General features: G+C 68.9%; 15 protein-coding genes. 6 read left to right on the top strand and 9 right to left on the bottom strand.

What is annotated here, in order from left to right; genetic code table 11:
• Positions 1-12: 12 nt before the first annotated feature.
• The 7 genes from ACIBQ1_RS36950 to ACIBQ1_RS36920 all read right to left on the bottom strand — a co-directional run bounded on the left by ACIBQ1_RS36950 (position 13) and on the right by ACIBQ1_RS36920 (position 6,505).
• Positions 13-1,158: a hypothetical protein gene (locus tag ACIBQ1_RS36950; RefSeq protein ID WP_397284094.1), complete on the bottom strand. Its 1,146-nt coding sequence runs from the start codon at positions 1,156-1,158 to the stop codon at positions 13-15.
• Complete coding sequence (locus ACIBQ1_RS36945) at positions 1,155-1,826, bottom strand: class I SAM-dependent methyltransferase (protein WP_397284092.1); 672 nt, start codon at positions 1,824-1,826, stop codon at positions 1,155-1,157. The genes ACIBQ1_RS36950 and ACIBQ1_RS36945 overlap by 4 nt, the downstream gene beginning before the upstream one ends.
• Positions 1,823-2,611, bottom strand: a complete 789-nt coding sequence (locus tag ACIBQ1_RS36940; RefSeq protein ID WP_397284090.1) for a class I SAM-dependent methyltransferase — start codon at positions 2,609-2,611, stop codon at positions 1,823-1,825. Before ACIBQ1_RS36940 ends, ACIBQ1_RS36945 begins: the two co-directional genes overlap by 4 nt.
• Entirely contained in the window at positions 2,608-3,714 is a 1,107-nt protein-coding gene (locus ACIBQ1_RS36935) for an NAD(P)-dependent oxidoreductase (RefSeq protein WP_397284088.1), read from the bottom strand. Before ACIBQ1_RS36935 ends, ACIBQ1_RS36940 begins: the two co-directional genes overlap by 4 nt.
• Positions 3,715-3,845: 131 nt before the next feature.
• On the bottom strand, positions 3,846-5,048 hold the full coding sequence (locus ACIBQ1_RS36930; RefSeq protein ID WP_397284086.1) for a M20 family metallopeptidase: 1,203 nt from the start codon (positions 5,046-5,048) through the stop codon (positions 3,846-3,848).
• Positions 5,045-5,830 (bottom strand): helix-turn-helix transcriptional regulator, encoded by a 786-nt coding sequence (locus ACIBQ1_RS36925; protein WP_397284084.1) that lies wholly within the window; start codon positions 5,828-5,830, stop codon positions 5,045-5,047. The genes ACIBQ1_RS36930 and ACIBQ1_RS36925 overlap by 4 nt, the downstream gene beginning before the upstream one ends.
• Positions 5,831-5,863: 33 nt before the next feature.
• Positions 5,864-6,505: a hypothetical protein gene (locus ACIBQ1_RS36920; protein ID WP_397284082.1), complete on the bottom strand. Its 642-nt coding sequence runs from the start codon at positions 6,503-6,505 to the stop codon at positions 5,864-5,866.
• Between the two features lie 1,009 nt (positions 6,506-7,514).
• On the opposite strand from ACIBQ1_RS36920, the gene ACIBQ1_RS36915 reads away from it, so the two are divergent.
• Entirely contained in the window at positions 7,515-7,937 is a 423-nt protein-coding gene (locus tag ACIBQ1_RS36915) for an SSI family serine proteinase inhibitor (RefSeq protein ID WP_397284080.1), read from the top strand.
• Between the two features lie 1,680 nt (positions 7,938-9,617).
• Positions 9,618-10,574, top strand: a complete 957-nt coding sequence (locus tag ACIBQ1_RS36910; RefSeq protein WP_397284078.1) for a BTAD domain-containing putative transcriptional regulator — start codon at positions 9,618-9,620, stop codon at positions 10,572-10,574.
• 61 nt (positions 10,575-10,635) lie between these two features.
• On the opposite strand, the gene ACIBQ1_RS36905 is transcribed toward ACIBQ1_RS36910, so the two are convergent.
• Positions 10,636-11,025 carry a helix-turn-helix domain-containing protein gene (locus ACIBQ1_RS36905; protein WP_397284076.1) on the bottom strand — a complete coding sequence of 130 codons (390 nt, stop codon included), beginning with the start codon at positions 11,023-11,025 and terminating at the stop codon, positions 10,636-10,638.
• A gap of 289 nt (positions 11,026-11,314) precedes the next feature.
• On the opposite strand from ACIBQ1_RS36905, the gene ACIBQ1_RS36900 reads away from it, so the two are divergent.
• Positions 11,315-12,184, top strand: coding sequence for an ATP-binding protein (locus tag ACIBQ1_RS36900; protein ID WP_397284074.1), 870 nt, complete (start codon positions 11,315-11,317; stop codon positions 12,182-12,184).
• 1,493 nt (positions 12,185-13,677) lie between these two features.
• Here the strand turns inward: ACIBQ1_RS36900 and ACIBQ1_RS36895 are convergent.
• Positions 13,678-14,001, bottom strand: a complete 324-nt coding sequence (locus ACIBQ1_RS36895) for a hypothetical protein (RefSeq protein WP_397284072.1) — start codon at positions 13,999-14,001, stop codon at positions 13,678-13,680.
• Positions 14,002-14,441: 440 nt separating this feature from the next.
• On the opposite strand from ACIBQ1_RS36895, the gene ACIBQ1_RS36890 reads away from it, so the two are divergent.
• The 3 genes from ACIBQ1_RS36890 to ACIBQ1_RS36880 all read left to right on the top strand — a co-directional run bounded on the left by ACIBQ1_RS36890 (position 14,442) and on the right by ACIBQ1_RS36880 (position 17,509).
• Complete coding sequence (locus tag ACIBQ1_RS36890; protein WP_397284070.1) at positions 14,442-15,575, top strand: hypothetical protein; 1,134 nt, start codon at positions 14,442-14,444, stop codon at positions 15,573-15,575.
• A 243-nt stretch (positions 15,576-15,818) separates the two neighbouring features.
• Positions 15,819-16,823 carry a DUF932 domain-containing protein gene (locus ACIBQ1_RS36885; protein WP_397284068.1) on the top strand — a complete coding sequence of 335 codons (1,005 nt, stop codon included), beginning with the start codon at positions 15,819-15,821 and terminating at the stop codon, positions 16,821-16,823.
• 224 nt (positions 16,824-17,047) lie between these two features.
• Positions 17,048-17,509, top strand: a complete 462-nt coding sequence (locus tag ACIBQ1_RS36880) for a hypothetical protein (RefSeq protein ID WP_397284066.1) — start codon at positions 17,048-17,050, stop codon at positions 17,507-17,509.
• The last annotated feature ends 226 nt before the right edge of the window (positions 17,510-17,735 follow it).

Genomic DNA, 17,735 nt, shown 5'->3' with positions numbered 1-17,735 from the left:
GAGGCGCTCGTTTCAGGCGCTGCGGGAAGCCTGCCCGGTCTGCTCGAAGGGGACGGACAAGCCCGTTTCCAGCAGCGCGCGCAGGTAGTCGACGGTGTAGGAGCGGTGCAGCCGCTGGGGTTCGGCGGCCCACCGGGTGACCTCGGTCCACACCACGTCGAAGACGTCCTCGCCGTGGGTGTCGAGGAGCACGTTCAGGTCCAGGAACTGTGCTGGCAGGTCGGCGTAGGCTCCGCGCGCTACGTACAGGCTCTTGGATAGTTTTCCGCCGGTGCGGTCCACGATGAGCGGTGTGAAGATCGATACCGGCCAGGCGGGTGGTGGGACGCCGAGCGCGGCCAGGCCAGGTGCTAGGACGTGGGCGTGCCAGGCGCCGCCCCAGTCGGCACCGTCCACCGATACCGAGCACGCCTCGTACATGTCGCGTTCGGCGGCCAGGAGGTAGCCCTTCTGGATGGAGCGGACGGGCGTGTTGGCGTCGTACCAGCCCCCGCCGTCGAGGTGCACGGTCTCGCTGTAGGGGCCGTGGAGCGGGCAGGTGCTGTCGAGGCGGACCGCGCCTGACAGGGCGGTGATCTGCAGGTCTTTCGCGGACTTGCGCATCAGCCTGCAGGTGGGGCAGCGGGGCCGGATCCGCACGATCCCGTCTGCGGGGGCGACGATCGGCCGGAAGTCCTCCAGACGGGAGGCGATGTGGTGCAGGCATTCGCGCACAGGTCGCAGTCCCTGGTAGGCGTCGTAGGGGCGGACCTCGTAGCTGATGCCGGATCGATCGGCGGCCCAGGCCAGCAGCCGCTCGAATGCGGCGGTGCGGTCGCCGGCGTCGAGGCGGCCGGCGTCGATGAGGTCGCCGACGTTGCGGGTGTAGTCCTCATCGTCGATGGTGATGTGCTCCGCCGGGGCGTTCTCCAAAGCGTCGAAGATCACTATGGCGGGGAGGTTGAGGGCCTGCGAAGCGTGGGCGGCGACGGCGAACACGGTCAGCATCGTCACGACGGTGCCAAAGTGGGGGACGCCATTGAGCTGGGCGGCGGTGGTGATGCGCAGCTGCGAGCGGCTGGCGGCGGCCGAGCGCAGAAGGTCAGTATTGTCTCCGGTCAGATGCGCGATGCCGACGGGGGCGAAGATCAGACTGTCGCTGGGGTGCTGGCGTGTCATGATGCCCTCCCTGCGTAGATCCAGACGGCGGTGAAGTCCGGGTCGCCGCTGATGGGGACCCTGGTGAGCAGATGCGGGGTGATCCCGCTGGCGGTGCAGGCCCGCTGGTAGAGGCTGGCGGTGAGGAGGACGCGGCCGGGAGCGGGGTCGGCGGCGACCCAGTTGGCGCCCGCGCACCAGCCGCCCGGCGCGACCGCTCGGTGCAGGTGCTTCCACGCCGTCGTGAACGCCGCCGGGGTGGAGGTCAGGCCGAGCAGCCCAACCTGAGTGAGCAGGTCCGCGCTGTTGTCGGCGACCGGCAGCGGCCCGGTCAGGCAGTCGGCGCGCACGGTGGCGGCCAGCGACTGGCAGCGTACGGCGAAGTCCCGCTGGCTGCGGGCGCAGAGGTCGAGCACGGTCTGATAGGCGGGGCGGGGCCGGCCGGTGGCGGCGTAGGCGCGCAGCAGCGCCAGCCGGTCGGCGTCGATGTCGACGGCGACGAGCCGTTCGGCGCGAAGCGGTATCGACCACAGCAGCGACTCCGACCCCGCGCCGGCGTCCAGCCACGTCCGAACCGGTGGCAGAGCTTGCAGGGTGTCGAGGATCTCTTCCAGGCCCTGACCTGGCACGAACGCCTGGTTGTAGTAGCGGTCCCAATACCGGCTGGCTTCTGCGACGGTCGAGTTCACCGCACGTCCCCGGCGGGACGCATCAGCAGCTCGGTGAGGTGGTCGTCGTCGCCATCCAGCTCATGTACGACCTCGAGGCGGGCGGCGGCCAGCAGCTCGCGCAGCCCGTCCGCGCCCAGAAGCCGGATGCGCACCTGGTGGTCGTATCGCACGCTTCCGGTGGCGGCGGTCAGAGTGAGGTCGATGCTGACCAGGTCGCCGTGGCGGCGCTGTCGACGCATCCGCACGAGCTCTTCTCCGTGCAGGCCGCGCATGCGCCGGTCGATCGTCCACTTCCCGTCCGGCAGCCGTGGATCGTAGAAGCCGCAGCCGCCCACCTCGTCGACCAGCTGGGCCAGGAGCAGTCCGCCGGGCGCCAGCACCCGGCTCATCCCGGCCAGCACGCCTTCACACCCGAGGTCGGCGGCCAGCTGGTTGAGCGCACCGTTCGGGATCACCACCAGCCCGACCGGCCCCGTCTGGGCCTGCTGCACGTTCTGGATGGGGGAGCACACGGTGTGCAGGTGCTGCCCGCGCACCGCGGGCCGGGCAGTGGCCAGCATGGCCCGGTTGGAGTCGACAAGGACCGTGCATCGCGCGCCCGCGGCGGCGTAGGCGCGCAGGAAGTGGCCTGTGCCGGACGGCATCTCAGCCACCGTCGTCCCCGTATGCAGGAGCCCGTCCAGCAGGCGCGGCGGCGCTAGCGACGCAATCTCCGCCGCGTAGGTGGCGGCCCGTTCCTCATAACCCCTCTCGGCCAGCGCCTGACCGGCCGTAACGGTGGGGGCGGTGCTGGTGGCGGTCATGGCTGCATCCCGTAGAAGCGGGCGTGCTGGAGGAGCACCGGGTGCGTCAGCTGCCCGGCGCGGGAGATCTGCGCGGCCTGGACGACCGGGTCCTCCTTCCCCAGGAGCACAACGCGGGCGAGCCTCATCAGGTATGGGGCAGCGTTGCTGGTGTAGGCGGCCGTTGCAGTCGCCGGCACCAGCGCCGGCCACGTGTCGACCTTGATGTGGAGGATGCCTCTCACCAGGCGGGGTTCATCGCCAGGTTGCTGGACCGGCCCTGCGGTCGGCAGGTAGCCGGGCCCGTAGCCGCAGGTGGCGTCGACGATGACCGCGCCGGGCCGCATCACCCCCAAATCCGCTTCAGTGATCATGGGCGAGGTGTCGTAGGTGGAGACCAGGACCGCGCCCACCAGCAGGTCGGCGTCCTTCAACTGCTCCAGCAGCACGTCACGGCAGTTGACCAGCACCCGGACCCCGGCCGGGGCCCTCCGCTCGTAGTCGGCGCGTGAGGCTTCGCATCTGGCCAGCACAACGACCTGAGCGCCGAGCGCGGCCGCGGTGCGAGCAGCGGCAGCACCCACGTTGCCGCTGCCGATAACGACGACGCGGGCCGCCTCGGCGCCGTCCACGCCACCGAGCAAGACGCCGCGCCCGGCCGGGTGCTGCAGCGCCTGGGCGCTGGCCAGCACCGCCTGGATACCGGCGATCTGCCCGCCAGCCTTGCCGAGCGGGAAGCGGCCGCCCTCGGCCATGAACTCGTAGCTCCACGCGGTCACCTTGCGCGACTGCAGAGCGGCCAGCAGGCCGGCGTCACCCTCGGCGTGGAAGAGCGCGCCGATGTGCTGCCCCGGACTGAGACGAGCCAGATCGGCAGGATCGGGCGACTTGTAACGCAGCACCAGCGGCGCCGACCACACCCGGTCGGCTCCGACCAGCCGGACCCCAGCCGCGGTGTAGGCGTCATCGGTGATGCCGACACCCGCTCCGATACCGGGCTCGGCGATGAGACCGAATCCGGCGCCCGCCAGGTCGGCGGCGAGCGCGGGCGTGCAGATGGTGCGACGTTCAGGTCCCGTTTCACGCGGGAACCCGATCGTCAGATCAAGGGGACGATGCTCCACGCGACCTCCCAGGTGATGGTGGTGTTGCTTGCACCATCGCCCGGAGCCTGGCGGCCGACCAGCGCACCGGTTGGTGGCCGCTTGTCTTCCACTTGTCGGCCAGCTGTCGACGCGGAGCGCGTCGTCCCAGTTCAGGCGGGACGCAGAAGGGTGAGCAGCGCGTGATGGTAGGCGGCTTGCACCGGCGGGATTGAGTCGAGGCGGACCCGTTCGTCGGTGCCGTGCAGCCCGATGTAGTCGACGCCGAACCCAGCAGTAGCCTCGATCCCGAGGCCTGCCAGGTAGTTGCCGATGTTCGATGGGCCGGCCACCTTCGCTTCGGTGGCCAGCCCGGCGGCCGAGGCCGCCTCCAGCATCGCCGCCTTCAGCCGCGACGCGTCGTTCAGCCGATACGGCGGCCAGCGGGTGGTGATCTCCACGTGGGACGGCTGGGTGCCCGACCACCCGGCGTCCACCCGGGTCACGCAGCCGCGCAGCAGATCCTCTGCGGCGCTGTCGTCCAGGGACGGGGTGAGCCGGATATCGACACTGAGTGTGCACAGGTCCGGCGTGACCGAATAGCCCTCACCGCCGCGGATCGCAGTCACCGTCAGCTTCGCAGCCGGCGGGAATCCTTCCCCGTCTCCAGCGGGCAGGTGGACCTGGCCAAGCGCGCTGACCAGTTCGGCGGCCTTGGCGATGGCTGACGGAGTGGTCCTGCTGCCACCGGAATGGCTCGCCACCCCGTGCACGTGCACGCGGGCGCGCAGTACTCCCCGCCCGCCGATCACCAGGTGGTCGATGCCCGGGTAACCGATCATGACGCCGTCTACACGGTCGGGCGCGGCCGGTCCCTCGAAGTAGGTTTTCGCGCCGCCGAATCTGCCGGTGTGCTCGTCCACGTCCAGCAGCAGCACCACACTGCCATGCAGATCGTGTCGTGCCTGCTGGAGCCTCGCCAGAACATGCGCGAAGATCGCCGCACCCGCTTTGGAATCGGCGCTGCCTCGCCCATGCAACCACCCACCGGTGATCTCGCCGGAGGCCGGCGGGTACGACCAGGCCGCCTCGTCACCGTACGGCGCGGTGTCCAAGCACGCGTCCAGCACGTAGCGGGGGCCAGGGTGGGCACCCGCAACCTCGCATATCAACGCGACCGTCGCCCCGGACTCGGTCAGCCGGCGCGGGTGCAGGTTGTGTTCGGCCAGCCACGCCGCGGTGTAGTCCAGTACCGGATCGTAGGAGTCAACGCCACCGCGGCTCGGGATGCGCACCAGCTCGCGGGTCAGCTTCACCACCGCCCGATGATCGTCGTGGGCGCCGTGGAGCGCGATCGTGTGAATGGTGGCGTTCATGGGCGGTCCTCTCGCATTCGCAGCACCGGCAGGTCATTCACCTGCTGGCGTGTCTCGACCCGGCGGGAAGCCGCGTACGCCTGCCGACCGTGGTCCAACAGCCGTCGTGCCTCGGCCGCACCCAGCTCCACGCCGGAGTCGAACGCCTCATGCGAGGTCAGGCTGGGGATGGGCACGACCGCCTGGCGTTCGCTGGCCACGAAAAACCGTTCGGGTGCCATCGGGTCCTCCACAACCCCCAGATGCAGCCGTTTGACCCCCAGACTACGGTCTTCGGGATCACGCAGCTCCAGCAGCCGCAGCAGATGTGCGGTGAGCACCTGGTGATGTGGCGGCCCGTACAGCACCCGGTAGTAGATCAGCGCCGGGTGCTGCTCCAGCGCCGTCTCGATCGCTCGCAGATAGTCCACATCACGCGACCTGGAGCCCATCACCACCAGGCACTCGCGCGCTCCTGCGACGGTAGCCAACATTGCCTGCTGCAGGTCGCGGTAGTCGGCCAGCAGCCGGAGTGCCGCCCGCTGGCCCAGCCCGGCGTCCTGGTGGGCGAACAATGTCTCGGGTGGCAGCCGGTAGATCTCGCACAGCGTCTTGCGGTGGCCGATACTCGTGGTGTGGCGGCCCAGCTCCCAGCTGCTGACCATGCTCGGTGTCACTCCCGAGTGGCCGTCTGGGCTGCGCCGGTCCATCTGCTCGACGACGTCTTCCAGCGTCCAGTTACGCGCCAGGCGCGCCCGGCGCAGCGGCGACGGCTCTGCCTGTGCTTCCGTACGGCGGGCCATCGGCCCTTCACCTCCTGGCCGCGGTGCGGCAGCTTACGGATGGTGCACGGTCATCTGCCGGATCGGCTCCCCACCTGCGATCTTCTCGCAGATGCGCAACATGTCCAGGTTTCCCGGGTTGCGCAGCCGCAGATAGCCCTGCGGCGGGTGCCACGAGCCGAGATGTGCGCGCAACTCCTCCGCCGACAGGCCCTCGAACTCGCGCACCTGCAGAATCGGAATCGCGTACGCCTGTTCCAAGTCCTGGACGTACTCCAACACGCTGGCCCCGTTGCCGGGCCGCACTCGCTCGGCGATCGCGGCAATCTCCTGCGGGCTGCCCACGATTGCCGGACCCAGGTCGATGACTGCCATCAACCGGGAGACGGGCGCGTTAAGGTACACCCACCACCTCGCCGGCTGGTCACGCAGGAACCTGCGCCGGAATTCGTGCGTCTTGAGCCCCTGCCACATCAGCTCGTAATACTCGGCGTACAGGGTCATCACGATCGGTTCCGGCTCGGCGGACGGGCCGCTGAACAAGGCGTCCTGCACCTTCTCCTCCACGAGTTGACCAGCGGGTGAGAGACCCATCGTGCCCTCCCCGCCCTTCTCTTTCAGGCGGATCAGCCAAACAGTACGGGTGCTCGGTACCGGGGTGTGGACGAAGACGCCCAGATGCGGCAGGCTGCTCACTCTTGTCGGGGAGTTGTTGTCGTCATGGGGGTTGGACTGGGTCGATAGGCGTGGTGGATCAGCCGAGGAGGCGATGGCATGCGATGTTGCGCAGCTGAAACTCTCGTTTGTGAGGTGGGAACAACTCGTCGCACTTCATGGCGATCAGTGATGGGCTTCTATCGCTTGTGGAGGTGCCCGGCGAGGGCGGGCGTGGATCGCTCGGCGTGCGCTTTGCTCGGGGGCCCGGCTGGGGAGCGTGGCGGTCGGTTGCGGGACCGGCCGGCGGCCGTGGGCGTAGGCGTTGATGGCGGTCGTGCGGCTCATTGATGTGTGCCCGGTTTCTGGCCGCGCCCATCTGCTTGGCACCGCCCCTGACCTCGTCTCGTTCTCCAGTCCTCCCGTGGAGGAGGATCAGCGACACCGGTGCGGGGGACGTGGCTGAGATGCTCGACTTGTGCCACGGCGGAGAAGACGTAGCGACATCATGGCCAGTGACGTCTCGCAGGGCGTCCGCGGTTCGAGGTGAAGAGTCCTGCTGGCTGCCGGGCCGAGATGTTCCAGCGCCGCCGAGTGCTATCGCGGCGGCTATGACGGCGACGGCTCCGCCCCCCAGTAGCAGAGTCCTGGTGCGCACTCGTCCACGCGGTAGCGGACCATTGTCGGGCATGTTCTGCTCCCCGATGCTCTTGATCGATACGGAGCGTAGAGTAGCTGCGACTCTACGGGCGCACTGCGGGTTTTGATCTTCCCTGGATGATTCATGACGTTGGAATCCTGGGCCGTTCGCCGGGTGGCTGCACCTTCCAACCCCTGTTGGGAAGGTCGCTTCCCTGGTGACTGTCGGGGCTGAGGCTGGGCTTGTTCGTGTGCGGATGCGTCCAGCAGGGGTTTCGTATCGCGTGGGATCGGTGCGGGGACGGGATTTGCGTCGGCTGTATGGAATTGGCGCCTCGAAAGAGGGGCGGTCTTGTCTCAGGAGGCTTACTGGTTGGATACCAAGCAGAGGAGCGCAGCTTAAGGTAGCGTTATGACTACTTTAAGTCACAGATTGCTTGGAGTGCCGATGCGCCCGCCCCTGCTGATCGCCAGTGCCGGTCTCTGCGCCAGCCTCGTTCTCGCAGCCATCCCGGCCTACGGTGCTGCCCGGCCGGACGCGGTCTTCCTCTCCGTCACAGCTCATGGAGGCACCACTCTGAAGGCGGTTTTCATGCAGTGCCCAGGTCTGACGCAGGGACACCCGTACGGCGGGGCTGCATGCGCCGCAATCGATGCGGCGGACGGAGACTTCGACCGTCTTCCTAGCAACCCACGCCGCCGGTGCGCCGAAGAGGATGCCCCAGTCACAGCGACGATGGACGGTATGTGGCGGAACCGGACGATCGGCTGGCGGAAGACCTTTCCTAACGCCTGTGAGCTCTACGCCAAGACGGGCCCAGTCTTCCGCTTTTGACGGGGCCCCGACTCAGCCAACATGTGCTGGCCGGTTGGGCTGCTGCTCACGGATCCACTCATCAAGGAGTGGTCGAGGCGCTTGATTCCCGATGGTGGCGCGTTGTTCCGCCAGGACGGCCAGGGCTGGAAAGACTGGTCCCTGCATGGCGTCCAGGTCGTGGTGAAGCAGCAGGTGGGCGGCGCGCAGGTCGAGGCCGGCGGCGGGCCCTGCGCCCGGCAGTCTCCTGGGCACGGGGCTGGTCAGCGTCCGCGATCGGCGAGATCGATGCGCGGGTGCCGTCACTGCTGGCATCGGGCCCATCGATGTGATGCTTGCTCGAGAAACGCGTCTGGCGCCTGGGTGGTCTGAACGCCTCCGGTTGTGCTCGCTTGGCGGCAATGGTGCAGTGCGGCTATCGCTGGCTCGGCGCATTCGACGACCCCGCCCCCGGATCGTGGAGGAGTTCCGGCCTGCACGACATCAGCGACACCTTGAGTGATGATATGAAGTAAGGCCCGGCACGCTCGACGAGCGTATTCGCCTCCACCGCCGCGTGAAACGCGAAATACCTGTCCGGCTGCCGTCCGCTTTCTATGACGCGCTCGCCGACTGCTTCAGTCTCTGGCCTTGACGGCAGGTAGCGGGTCCTGGACCTGATCATCAGTACCGGCGTGATCGCCTTGCCCGTGGCGAAGCTCGTCGGCCCCTATGCCATTGTCGTCAGGGCTGAGCCCGCCGTGCTGGAACGGGGCCGCGAGCGCGGGGCGCACCGCGATTTCAAGTCTTTGTGAATTGCATTCTATTTCCGTGGCGTGGTGCGAAGGATGTGGTGGTAGATCGGGATGATGTAGTCAACCCCTCTGGAGGAGCCTGGTGATTCGGGAATGCCTTCCAAGCCACTGGAAGTGCGAAGGTTCCGGGTTTTTGGGCCGATTTATCATCGCGGGCGCGTTGATGGTCGTTTTGCTCGGTGGTCCAAGCGTGGCTGTGGCGCGTGTGGATCCGTATTGTCCCTCGGAGTCGGTCCCGGAGCAGGGGCACCAGATGTTCGACATCGAGAAGCTGTGCGCGCTGGTACACGGGGACCTGGCAGAGGGCCGAGCAGTTGATCTCGAAAAGCGGATTGCGGAGGCTCGGCGTGTGCCAGCGGAGACGGCGTCGTCTCCGAGGCCGCGGGTGCGTTCGATGCCGAAGGGCTCGCTCTCCAGGGAGAAGCCGTCCACGCCAGCGCCAGCTCCTGTGCCTGTGGCGAGCATGGACCGAGGGGGAGGCGGGCCGCGCGGGCAGCGGGAGGCGCTGTCGCGGCCGGATCGGCCGTCGAAATCCGTCTCGCGCCGAGGTGAGAACGTCAGGCGCGTCGATCGTCGGCAAGGTCAGGACAACGGCTCACGCTCGCCGCGGCGTGATGACCGACCGAGTCCGACCGCTCCGCCGTTGCCCTCCCCGTCACCTTCGGTATTTCGATCATCTCCGTCGCCTACGGCGACTGGTGGTGAAGGCGCGGCGACGGGGCAGCGCGTGGGGGCTTCGTCTGAGGTGGGACAGCCTCTTGGCGCTGCGCTGGTGTTCGGGCTGCTCGTCATGCTGCTGGGCGCTGTGCTGATCGTCCGTCGGCGCTTTCGGGCTGGTTTGGCGGTTGCGGGCTCGCCGGGAGGCCCTTCTGGAGGGCGCTCTGAGGGCAGGGGAGACAGCGGTTTGGTGACTGCTGTCTCCGCGGAGGCGCCGGTGATCGGCCCCGTTGTGACGGGGTTTGTTGCTGGTGACTGCCGCGCAGAGGAAGCAGAAGAGGAGGCCGAAGTCGATGTGCCTCGGTCGGGCAGCACTGAGGGAGACGCCGATAAGACGGGCGTCGTTGAGCCGGAGGGCGCTGCAGTAGCCTCTTCTTCCGCGGCGCTGATGGCGTCCGGGTTCGTGGCGGTGCCGGGGAAGGCGAAGGCCGAGGTGCTGGGAGTGCCGCGGTTGTCGTATGGCGGGGTAGAGGTCTCTTTCGGTCGTGCGGAGGCGTCCGATCTGTTTGCGTTGTTGTCGACGTCACGGGAGGGGATGTCGACGGAGGGCATCATCGACACTTTGTGGCCGGGCGATGGTGAGCGAGGTGGTCGCCTGCTGGAGTCGGCGGTTCGGCAGCTCAACCAGGTGATGCGGCAGGCGTCTGGTCTGGCGGTGGGGGTGAAGTTCGTGGTGAAGGCGCGGCAGCGGCGGCAGTTGGCGGCTGCGTACTTCGATGTGGACTATTGGCGGTTCGAGGATGCCTTCGTTCGAGCGGGCACCGCGAAGGAGGAGCCGGCTCGGGTTGCTGCGTTGCACGAGATGCTGGCTTTGTATCGGGGGCCGTTGCTGGCTGGGCGTGAGGACCTGTGGGTGCTTCCGCTGCGGCAGGCCGCTCAGCGACAGGCAGTTGATGCGGCTGAGCGGCTGGCCGAGCTGGTGCGTGTGAGCGATCCGGATCGGGCGTTGGATGTGTTGCGGCTGGCGGTGGAGCGCATCGACCCGCACAGCGAAATGTTGTGGTGTCTGCTGATGTCGATTCAGGGCGAGCTGGGGCGTCAGCTTGCTGTACGGCGCTCCTTCGAGCTGCTGCGAGAGCGGCTGACGGAGATTGACGCGGTGCCGAGTGCGCATGCTCGTCAGCTGTACGAGCGGCTCGTTCGCTAGTTCGGGCGCCGCAGGCCGGGAGCAGACGATGTGAACCCCCAGCCTGCGGCGGCCAGGGGCCTCAGCCGTCTTGGCGGAGGGCGTGTTGGTCGCGCACCGAGTAGGTGGCCAGGACCGCCGAGGTAAGTAGGTGGATGGGGCGGGTGCCGTAGACGCGGGCCAGCAGGCGAAGTGTGAAGACAGAGGGGCGCCGGCCTGCCTCAGGCCAGCTCTCGTAGTCGTAGAGACGAGATTCGCGCAGTCCTGCGCCGGTGGTGTCGGCGAGTCTGTGATAGGTGGCCACCGTTTGGGCCGCGGTGAGTCCGGCGGCGTGGCGGTAGAGACGTAGAGGTGTGGCGGGGTGGTCAAGGTTGAGGATGATGGCGATCTGGTCAATGGTGAAGCCGTGCTGGCGCAGGTATCGGCTGCGGCGACGGCAGTCGAGCAGCGTCTGGTAGCCGGTCCCGGACATAGGCGAGGTCCCCCTTCTCCCGTTCAGGTCGTGGCCGCACGTGGTACCCCCGTGCGCATGGGGTTGGGCGACGGTAGGCGGGCCCTGCCGAGAGGCTCAAGCATCTGCGCGGGGTGATCGTCGGGGGTTGGTGGGTGTGTGCGGTGGGCGCGCGGGCGGCGTTGGTGCGGGTCGGGACAGGGTGTGGGGTGGGCATGCGGGTTGGGGGTGTGATTCGGGCGGCGAGGTGAGCGATCGTGCTGGCTGCTCCCGGACGGGCGGGGGCGTGACCGGAAAGGGACGACCCAGCATGGACAACCGCACCCAGTACACGCTTTCGAGCAAGCCGATCCGTGACATCGCCGCGCGGGCGCACCAGCCGTCGCGTGGGGAGGAGTTCCCGGACCTGGCGCCGGGGTTGGTGATGTCGACGTTCCGTTCGCGGCAGTTGTGGCGTGGGATGGCCTGGCGGCGGGCGTTCGCGGGGCGGGGAGATCAGTCGGCTCCCGCGCGTCGGATGGTGGGCCAACTGCTGGCCGACACCGGCCGGGCGGAGGACGCGCAGTGGGTGACGGCTGAGCTGGTCAGCAACGCGCTGCGGCACACGTGCTCGGGCCGGGAGCGGGGGTTCTTCGTGGTGGAGGTGCTGCGCGGCGCGGACGTGGCCCGGATCGTCGTCTATGACCTGGGAGGCGGTCCGGCCCCGGACTTCTCCCGAACGCCCGGCTCGCCACCTGAGCTGGCCGAGCACGGGCGCGGCTTGGCCGGGGTAGCTGAACTGGCAGTCCGGATCGGGGCGGCGGGTGATGCGATCACTGGGCACGCGGTCTGGGCCGAGCTCGCCTTTACAAGCGGGACTGCCCGAGCGGCCCGAAACGCCGACGAGGTTCGCCTGCGCCCGGCAGCTGGTGCGGTCGACGTTGCCGGGCGGGAGCCGGAAGTGGCTTCTGCGCGGGAGTTCGAGCCGGCGTCTGCTGGGCTGAGCGCGCCGGTGGCGAGCGCTACTGCCTGCCACGACGCTGCAGTCTCAAGGCACGAGGAGACTGCCGGCGATGTGCCGGACAGTCGGCCCGGCGGCGTGCCGGGCGTCTTGATGGTGCCGATGAGGAGACCGGGCTCGGACGGAGGGGAGGGGGCTGTTGATCTGGACCCTTCCACGGATCTGTGGAGGCCATGTTGAGACAGAGGGCGGACCAGGTGTCCGCGTACGGCCAGGAGCCGTGGGCGCAGCAGGCGCTGGCCAGGCTACGCCGGGACTGGCCCGATTGGGCCTTCCTGGTAGTGCGGTACCGGTGGCTCGCGATGCGCGGCAAGCAGGTCATGATCAGCGCCACCGGCCCGGAGGAACTGCGTCAGGCTTTGCCACCGATCCCGGTCAAGCCCATCCCGACAGAGCCAGCCTCGGCCGTGCCCGCCTCGTCTGCATCTGGCCCGATCGAGCGCGGCGCGACGGAGATCGGACCGGCGCTGTCAACCTTGGCCGAGCTGCCGGCGACGGACCTGGATGAGGGTCGTACAAGGCTGAGCGCGTCGCCGCCACCGGCCTCAGCATTAGGGACGGGCGCGGGTTGGGCCCGCGGGGGTGATGGCGCGGGAGCGGGGTTGAGCGACATGCTGACCGCCGTTGCGCCGCCGTTGGCGGTGTTGGCCGACGAACAGTTGGGGACGCGCACATGGGCGGTAGCTGCCGCTGACCGGGCTCGGGTGGTGTGGAGGCAGCAGGGGTGGGCGTGGTGGACGTGGGGCAAGCGGCGGGACCGCTCGTGGCCAGGCTCACGAGTCGAGGAAGGCGGCCATCCGATGGGCCGGGACCGGCCTTCGGGCGGGGGCGCGCCTCGTCATCGCCGGGTTCAGCCGAAGCTCACCGCAGTGGCTGCCGCTGTTGCCGCCTGATTGACGGAACGGGCCGCGCGTGATGGTCGGGGTGCGGGCTTGACACCTGGGGTGCAGGTGGGCGTCGATACCTATTCGCCCGCCCGCCGTGGAGAAGCGTCGGGCGGGCGGACCGGGCCGGTATGGGTTCGCTTCTGGTGGGGGAGGGGCGAACCCACCGCCGGAGGCTGGAAATCGCTCACAGCTGAGTCCGCTTGGGGTGTGGCGTTCGCTGTTGCGGGTTCACGCGCGGGGCGTTGTTCGGTGTTGTCTTCGGTGTCGCGTTTTATTGTCGCGTTCGGTGTTGCCGCTGAGAGCGCCTCACCCCCTGGCGTGCCGTTTCCTCAGGCCGTGTGGGTTTCGTCTGTTGCGGTGGCCGCCCCGAATCGCCTTAAGGCGATTCCCTGAATATGTGCGCAGGCGTGTTCTCATGCGGCTGTCAATTCTGTTGCATCTGGTTGTGGTTGACCTTGGTCAGCTGCTTGCCCTCCCTCTCTGCTGGCTCTTCTGCTTCGCACGTGCCGGCCTTTCAGGAGGCTCGTCCCTGAGCATGGGATCGGAACCTCGCGTGCCGAGCCCGGGCCGCCGCCCCGTACCGGTCGCCCGGGTGCGGATTCGCCGACATTGTCTGGTTTGCCCTTGTCAGATGGGACGGCTCGGCCATCTCCCGTCATGGGGCGGGGCCGTTCGCGTGATCGCCGAGGTTCCCCTGTCGGGCACGGCCGATGCTCGGCGGGTGTGCGGCCCGGGATTGGGCATGAGTGGGCCCCGGTCCGGCGTGAGGGGCGGTGCCGGGGCCAGTCACAGGGCCGGTCGCGGGTGGTGGGGCGGGGTTAGGCGGTGGCGGCGGTAGATGCCGTGGGGGCGTAGAACGGTGGTGTAGGAGCTGGTGGCGGCCATCATCGTGAGGGTGTGCCGCCATTGGCTGAGGTGGGTGCGGGCCTGGCCGGTGACCTCGGCGGCGATGGTAGCGGGGTCGGCCGGTTGGCCGCGCTGGGCGTGTGCCTCGTGCATGGCGGTGAGGTCGTCGTAGTCGTTGATCTCGAAGACGGCCCCGTGGTCGGCTACGTCGGCGTGGGCGGTGTCCACTGTGAGCTCGTCGGTGGCGGTGATCGTGCGTGCCATGCGATTTTCCCTTTCGTTTCCCCGGCGCGTTATTCCCGGGTGCGGTTTGTCGGCGGCGGTTCATCGCCTAATTCCATGGACGTTCGATCGCGTATGAATGTCAACCCGGCCGCGTGTTTATCTGCGAGATTACACTCATCGAGAATCGGGTAAAGTGGCGTCGTTTGCCGTCGTTCGGTGGAATGCGGGAAGAGCTGGGCCGGCCGCGAATGTCAAGCCGCTGCGGCGAGCTTCTCATGAGATATTTCTGCAGATCAGCGGTTGGTTTGTTTGGTTAGCCTCTCCAGCCGTTGGAGTGACAAAAAATGTGGCCCGGTCGACTTGCCGTCCGCGTTGTATGCGAGGGATGGTCGTCACGCAAACGAAAAACACCGGGCCCGAACGGGGCCGGGAAATGCGACCGGAAAGGGCATCACGCAATGGCTATCAACACTCCGGAAATGACCGCCACTGACAACATCGCCGCTGACGCGGAATCCGCCGTCATCGTCCCCGCCGACGCCGCGTCCCTGACCGGCCCTGAGGGCCCCGGCACTGCCGCCCCGGACGCCGACCCCACGGCGGGCGGGGACGCGCGTGTGGAGGCGGTGTGGGCGGCGCTGAACGCCGAGCCCGGCGCATCCGCCACGCTGATCGGGGCGGCGGCCGGTCTGAGCCGGATGGTGGCGGGCAAGATCCTCAACCAGCTCGAAGCCGACGGGCGCGCCCGCCGCGAGCCGGGCACGAACGACGGCCAGACGCGGGGCCGCGCCGCTGACCGGTGGTACCCGATCACCACCAACACCGGCGACATCACCGACCCGGACAGTGGAACCTCGGGCACCGAGGCCGGACCTGCCGACGCTGCGGAAGCGCCCACACCGCAGGAGGAGACGCTTCCCGCCATCACCGAAACGGCCGATGTCACCCTAGGGGAAGCATCTGAGATGGGGACCGAGGACGAGCGGACCGACGAGGACCCGACCGGGGAGACGCACGGTCACCCGGATGCCCTGACGGGTGGCGGAGAGCCCGTCGATACCCACACCGACGAGCCCGCTGTTGAGACGGCGGATGACCCGGAATGGGCGCGCGTACGGGCCGAGCTGGCGGAACTGACCGACCTGTTCGGCGGGGTCGCCCTGGCAAAAGACGACGGTAACGCCGTGATGGCGTTGGGGTGCCTGGAGATGGCGATGGCGAGGGTCGCCTCGGTGCACCGTAACGCGCGGGCGGCGCTGACCGGTACCGCCGCCGCCCCGGCCCGCCCCGCGTCGGCCGCGCGGCCGGGCACTGTCAGCGGCGGCGTGGGGAGCGGGGTGCGGCCGGGGGCGTTGCGGGATCGGGTGCACGCGCACCTGATCGAGTTCCCGGACAAGGACTTCACCCCGTACGAGATCGGGAAGGTGCTGGACGCCTCGTCCGGTGCGGTGGCCAACGCGTTGGACCGCCTCGTCAACCTCGGGGAAGCGGTGCTGACTTGTGAGCGGCCCCGACGGTTCGCCCTCGCCCCCACCGCCAACCCCACAGAGGCCCCGATCGAGGTCACGGCTGAGCCTGGCACGCCCGCCGAGGCGGACACCTACAACGGCTGAAGCCCGGGGTCCGGGCGGGCCACCCCACAACGGCCCGCCCGGACTCCTAGCCCGGCCGGTCACCCCACCGACGCCCCCACCGTCTACGGCCCCCGGCTCTCCCGCCGGGCGGCAACACCGCCCGGCCCGCCCTGGCCACCACCGATCACCGGTCCACCGGCCCCGACGCTGAGGGGCCAGACCGGACCGCCCCATCCGCCACCTCGTCTGTTTCGCATGCCCACACATCAGAAAGGCACTGTCATGGCTCACGAGATCGAGATCTTCGCCAATGGTTCGGCCGGGTTCGCCGCCGCAGGTAAGCCGGGCTGGCACGGGCTCGGCTATACCGCGCCCGGTCCGATGACCGCCGAGGAGCTTCTGTCCAACGCCCAGCTCGCCGGGTGGAACGTGCGCAAGGTGCCGGTCGGTCAGGTTACCGACCCGGTCACCGGCCTGCCGGTCGTCACGGACGAGGACTTCCTCGTGGTGCGCACCAACCCGGCAAGCGGCCAGCCCGAACGGCTCGGCCGTGTCGGCAGGGACTACCAGGTTCTGCAGAACGAGGACGTGACCGGCTTCCTGCAGACGTTGGTGGACGAGTCGGGGGCGATCTTCGACACGGGCGGCTCGCTGAACGGCGGACGGCGGGTGTTCGTCACGATGCGGCTGCCCGAGCCGCTCATGGTCGGCGGGTTCGATCAAATCGACCTGTACCTCGCGGCGTTCTCCCGGCATGACGGGTGGGGGGCGTTCGTCACGGTTGCCACCCCGGTCCGGGTGGTGTGCGCGAACACCGAACGGGCCGCGCTCGCCAACCACGCCTCGAAGTTCACCGTCCGGCACACCGGCAACGTGGCCGGGCGCATCGCCGAGGCGCGTGAGGCGCTGAAACTCACCTGGAAGCACGGCGAAGCGTTCGCCGCCGAGGCCGAGAAGCTCCTCGCCATGCCGATGGATGTGAAGGAGTTCCGGCAGTTCGCCGCCCGCCTGCACCCCCTCCCGGCCGACGCCAAAGAGCTGGGCAAGCGTAATCACGACCTGACCATGCGGGATCTGGAGTACCTGTTCGCGCAGGCTCCGACCCAGGAGCCGATCCGTAACACGCGGTGGGCCGCGTACAACGCGGTGACCGAGCGGCTGGACCACAAGAGCCCGGTGTTCGGCAGCCGCGACGGGGCGACCGTACGGGCGGAGCGGGCCCTGCTGGATGACCACGACAACGCCAAACTCAAGGCTCGCGCGTTCCGGCTCCTGGCCACCGCCTGAGCGGCCTGTCGGGTACGGCCCCGCCCGGGGGCCGTACCCGACACCACGGCCTTACGTGGGGCGCTACGGAAACCCGCGCCTATGGACCATTCCGCACCGTAGCCCGCGTCGGTAGAACCCACGGTCCCGTACTTCCTGCCGCACCCGGCCACCCGACCGGCCCACCCCAGGCACAGGGCACCCACCCCTCACAACACCGCACCCACGAGCAAAAGGAGATCATCATGGGACGACTCGAAGACCTGGCGGTCCACTACGCCACCGCCGCCCGCTGGGAACTCGGCGAGGCACTCGCCCGCATCGCTTCCCTCGACGATGAAGGCACGTTGCGTGACAAGGACCTGGGGCGTATCGCCTACGCCTACCAACGGATGTCGTGGTGGCAGCAGGTCACCGACCTCACCCACGGCCTCGAGAAGACGGTCGACGGCGCAACCGCGCTGATGACCGTGCGGCAACGGGCACGGGAGTCGCTGATCAACGCCCGCCCGGTGAACAACGGTGGCTTGTTCGCCCTGGCGATGGCCGAGTCCCGGCGGGGTGGCGCGCGTGCCTTCCTGGACGCGACCGAGAAGCTCGCCGAGGAGCTCGCCCTCCCCACCGATCAAGACACTCCTCCGGCCGACACGGGCATGCCAGCCACCCCCGCGAACGAGCGGGCCTCGGCCGAGGGCTACCGGCCGTGACGCCGTGCACGGGCGGTTCCCGGTTCGAGCTGATGGGCTGGGAATGGGACCTTGCGATCGCGAGGTCCACGGCCGCCACGAAGCAGGCTGCCCGCCTCGCCGTCGCCCGGTGGGCGGGGTTGGGCTCCCCCATCCCCACCTCGGGCGGGCGAAAGGGACAAGGCCGAGCCGACGACGCGGCTGACCGGCGCCTCACGGGCGCGGGCCGACGAGCGCGCGTGCCGTA

Origin of the sequence: Nonomuraea sp. NPDC050153, assembly GCF_044460125.1 — a bacterium.
Lineage (GTDB): Bacteria > Actinomycetota > Actinomycetes > Streptosporangiales > Streptosporangiaceae > Nonomuraea.
Note: the sequence above shows the minus strand (reverse complement) of the source record. Positions and strands in the feature narration are given on the sequence as shown.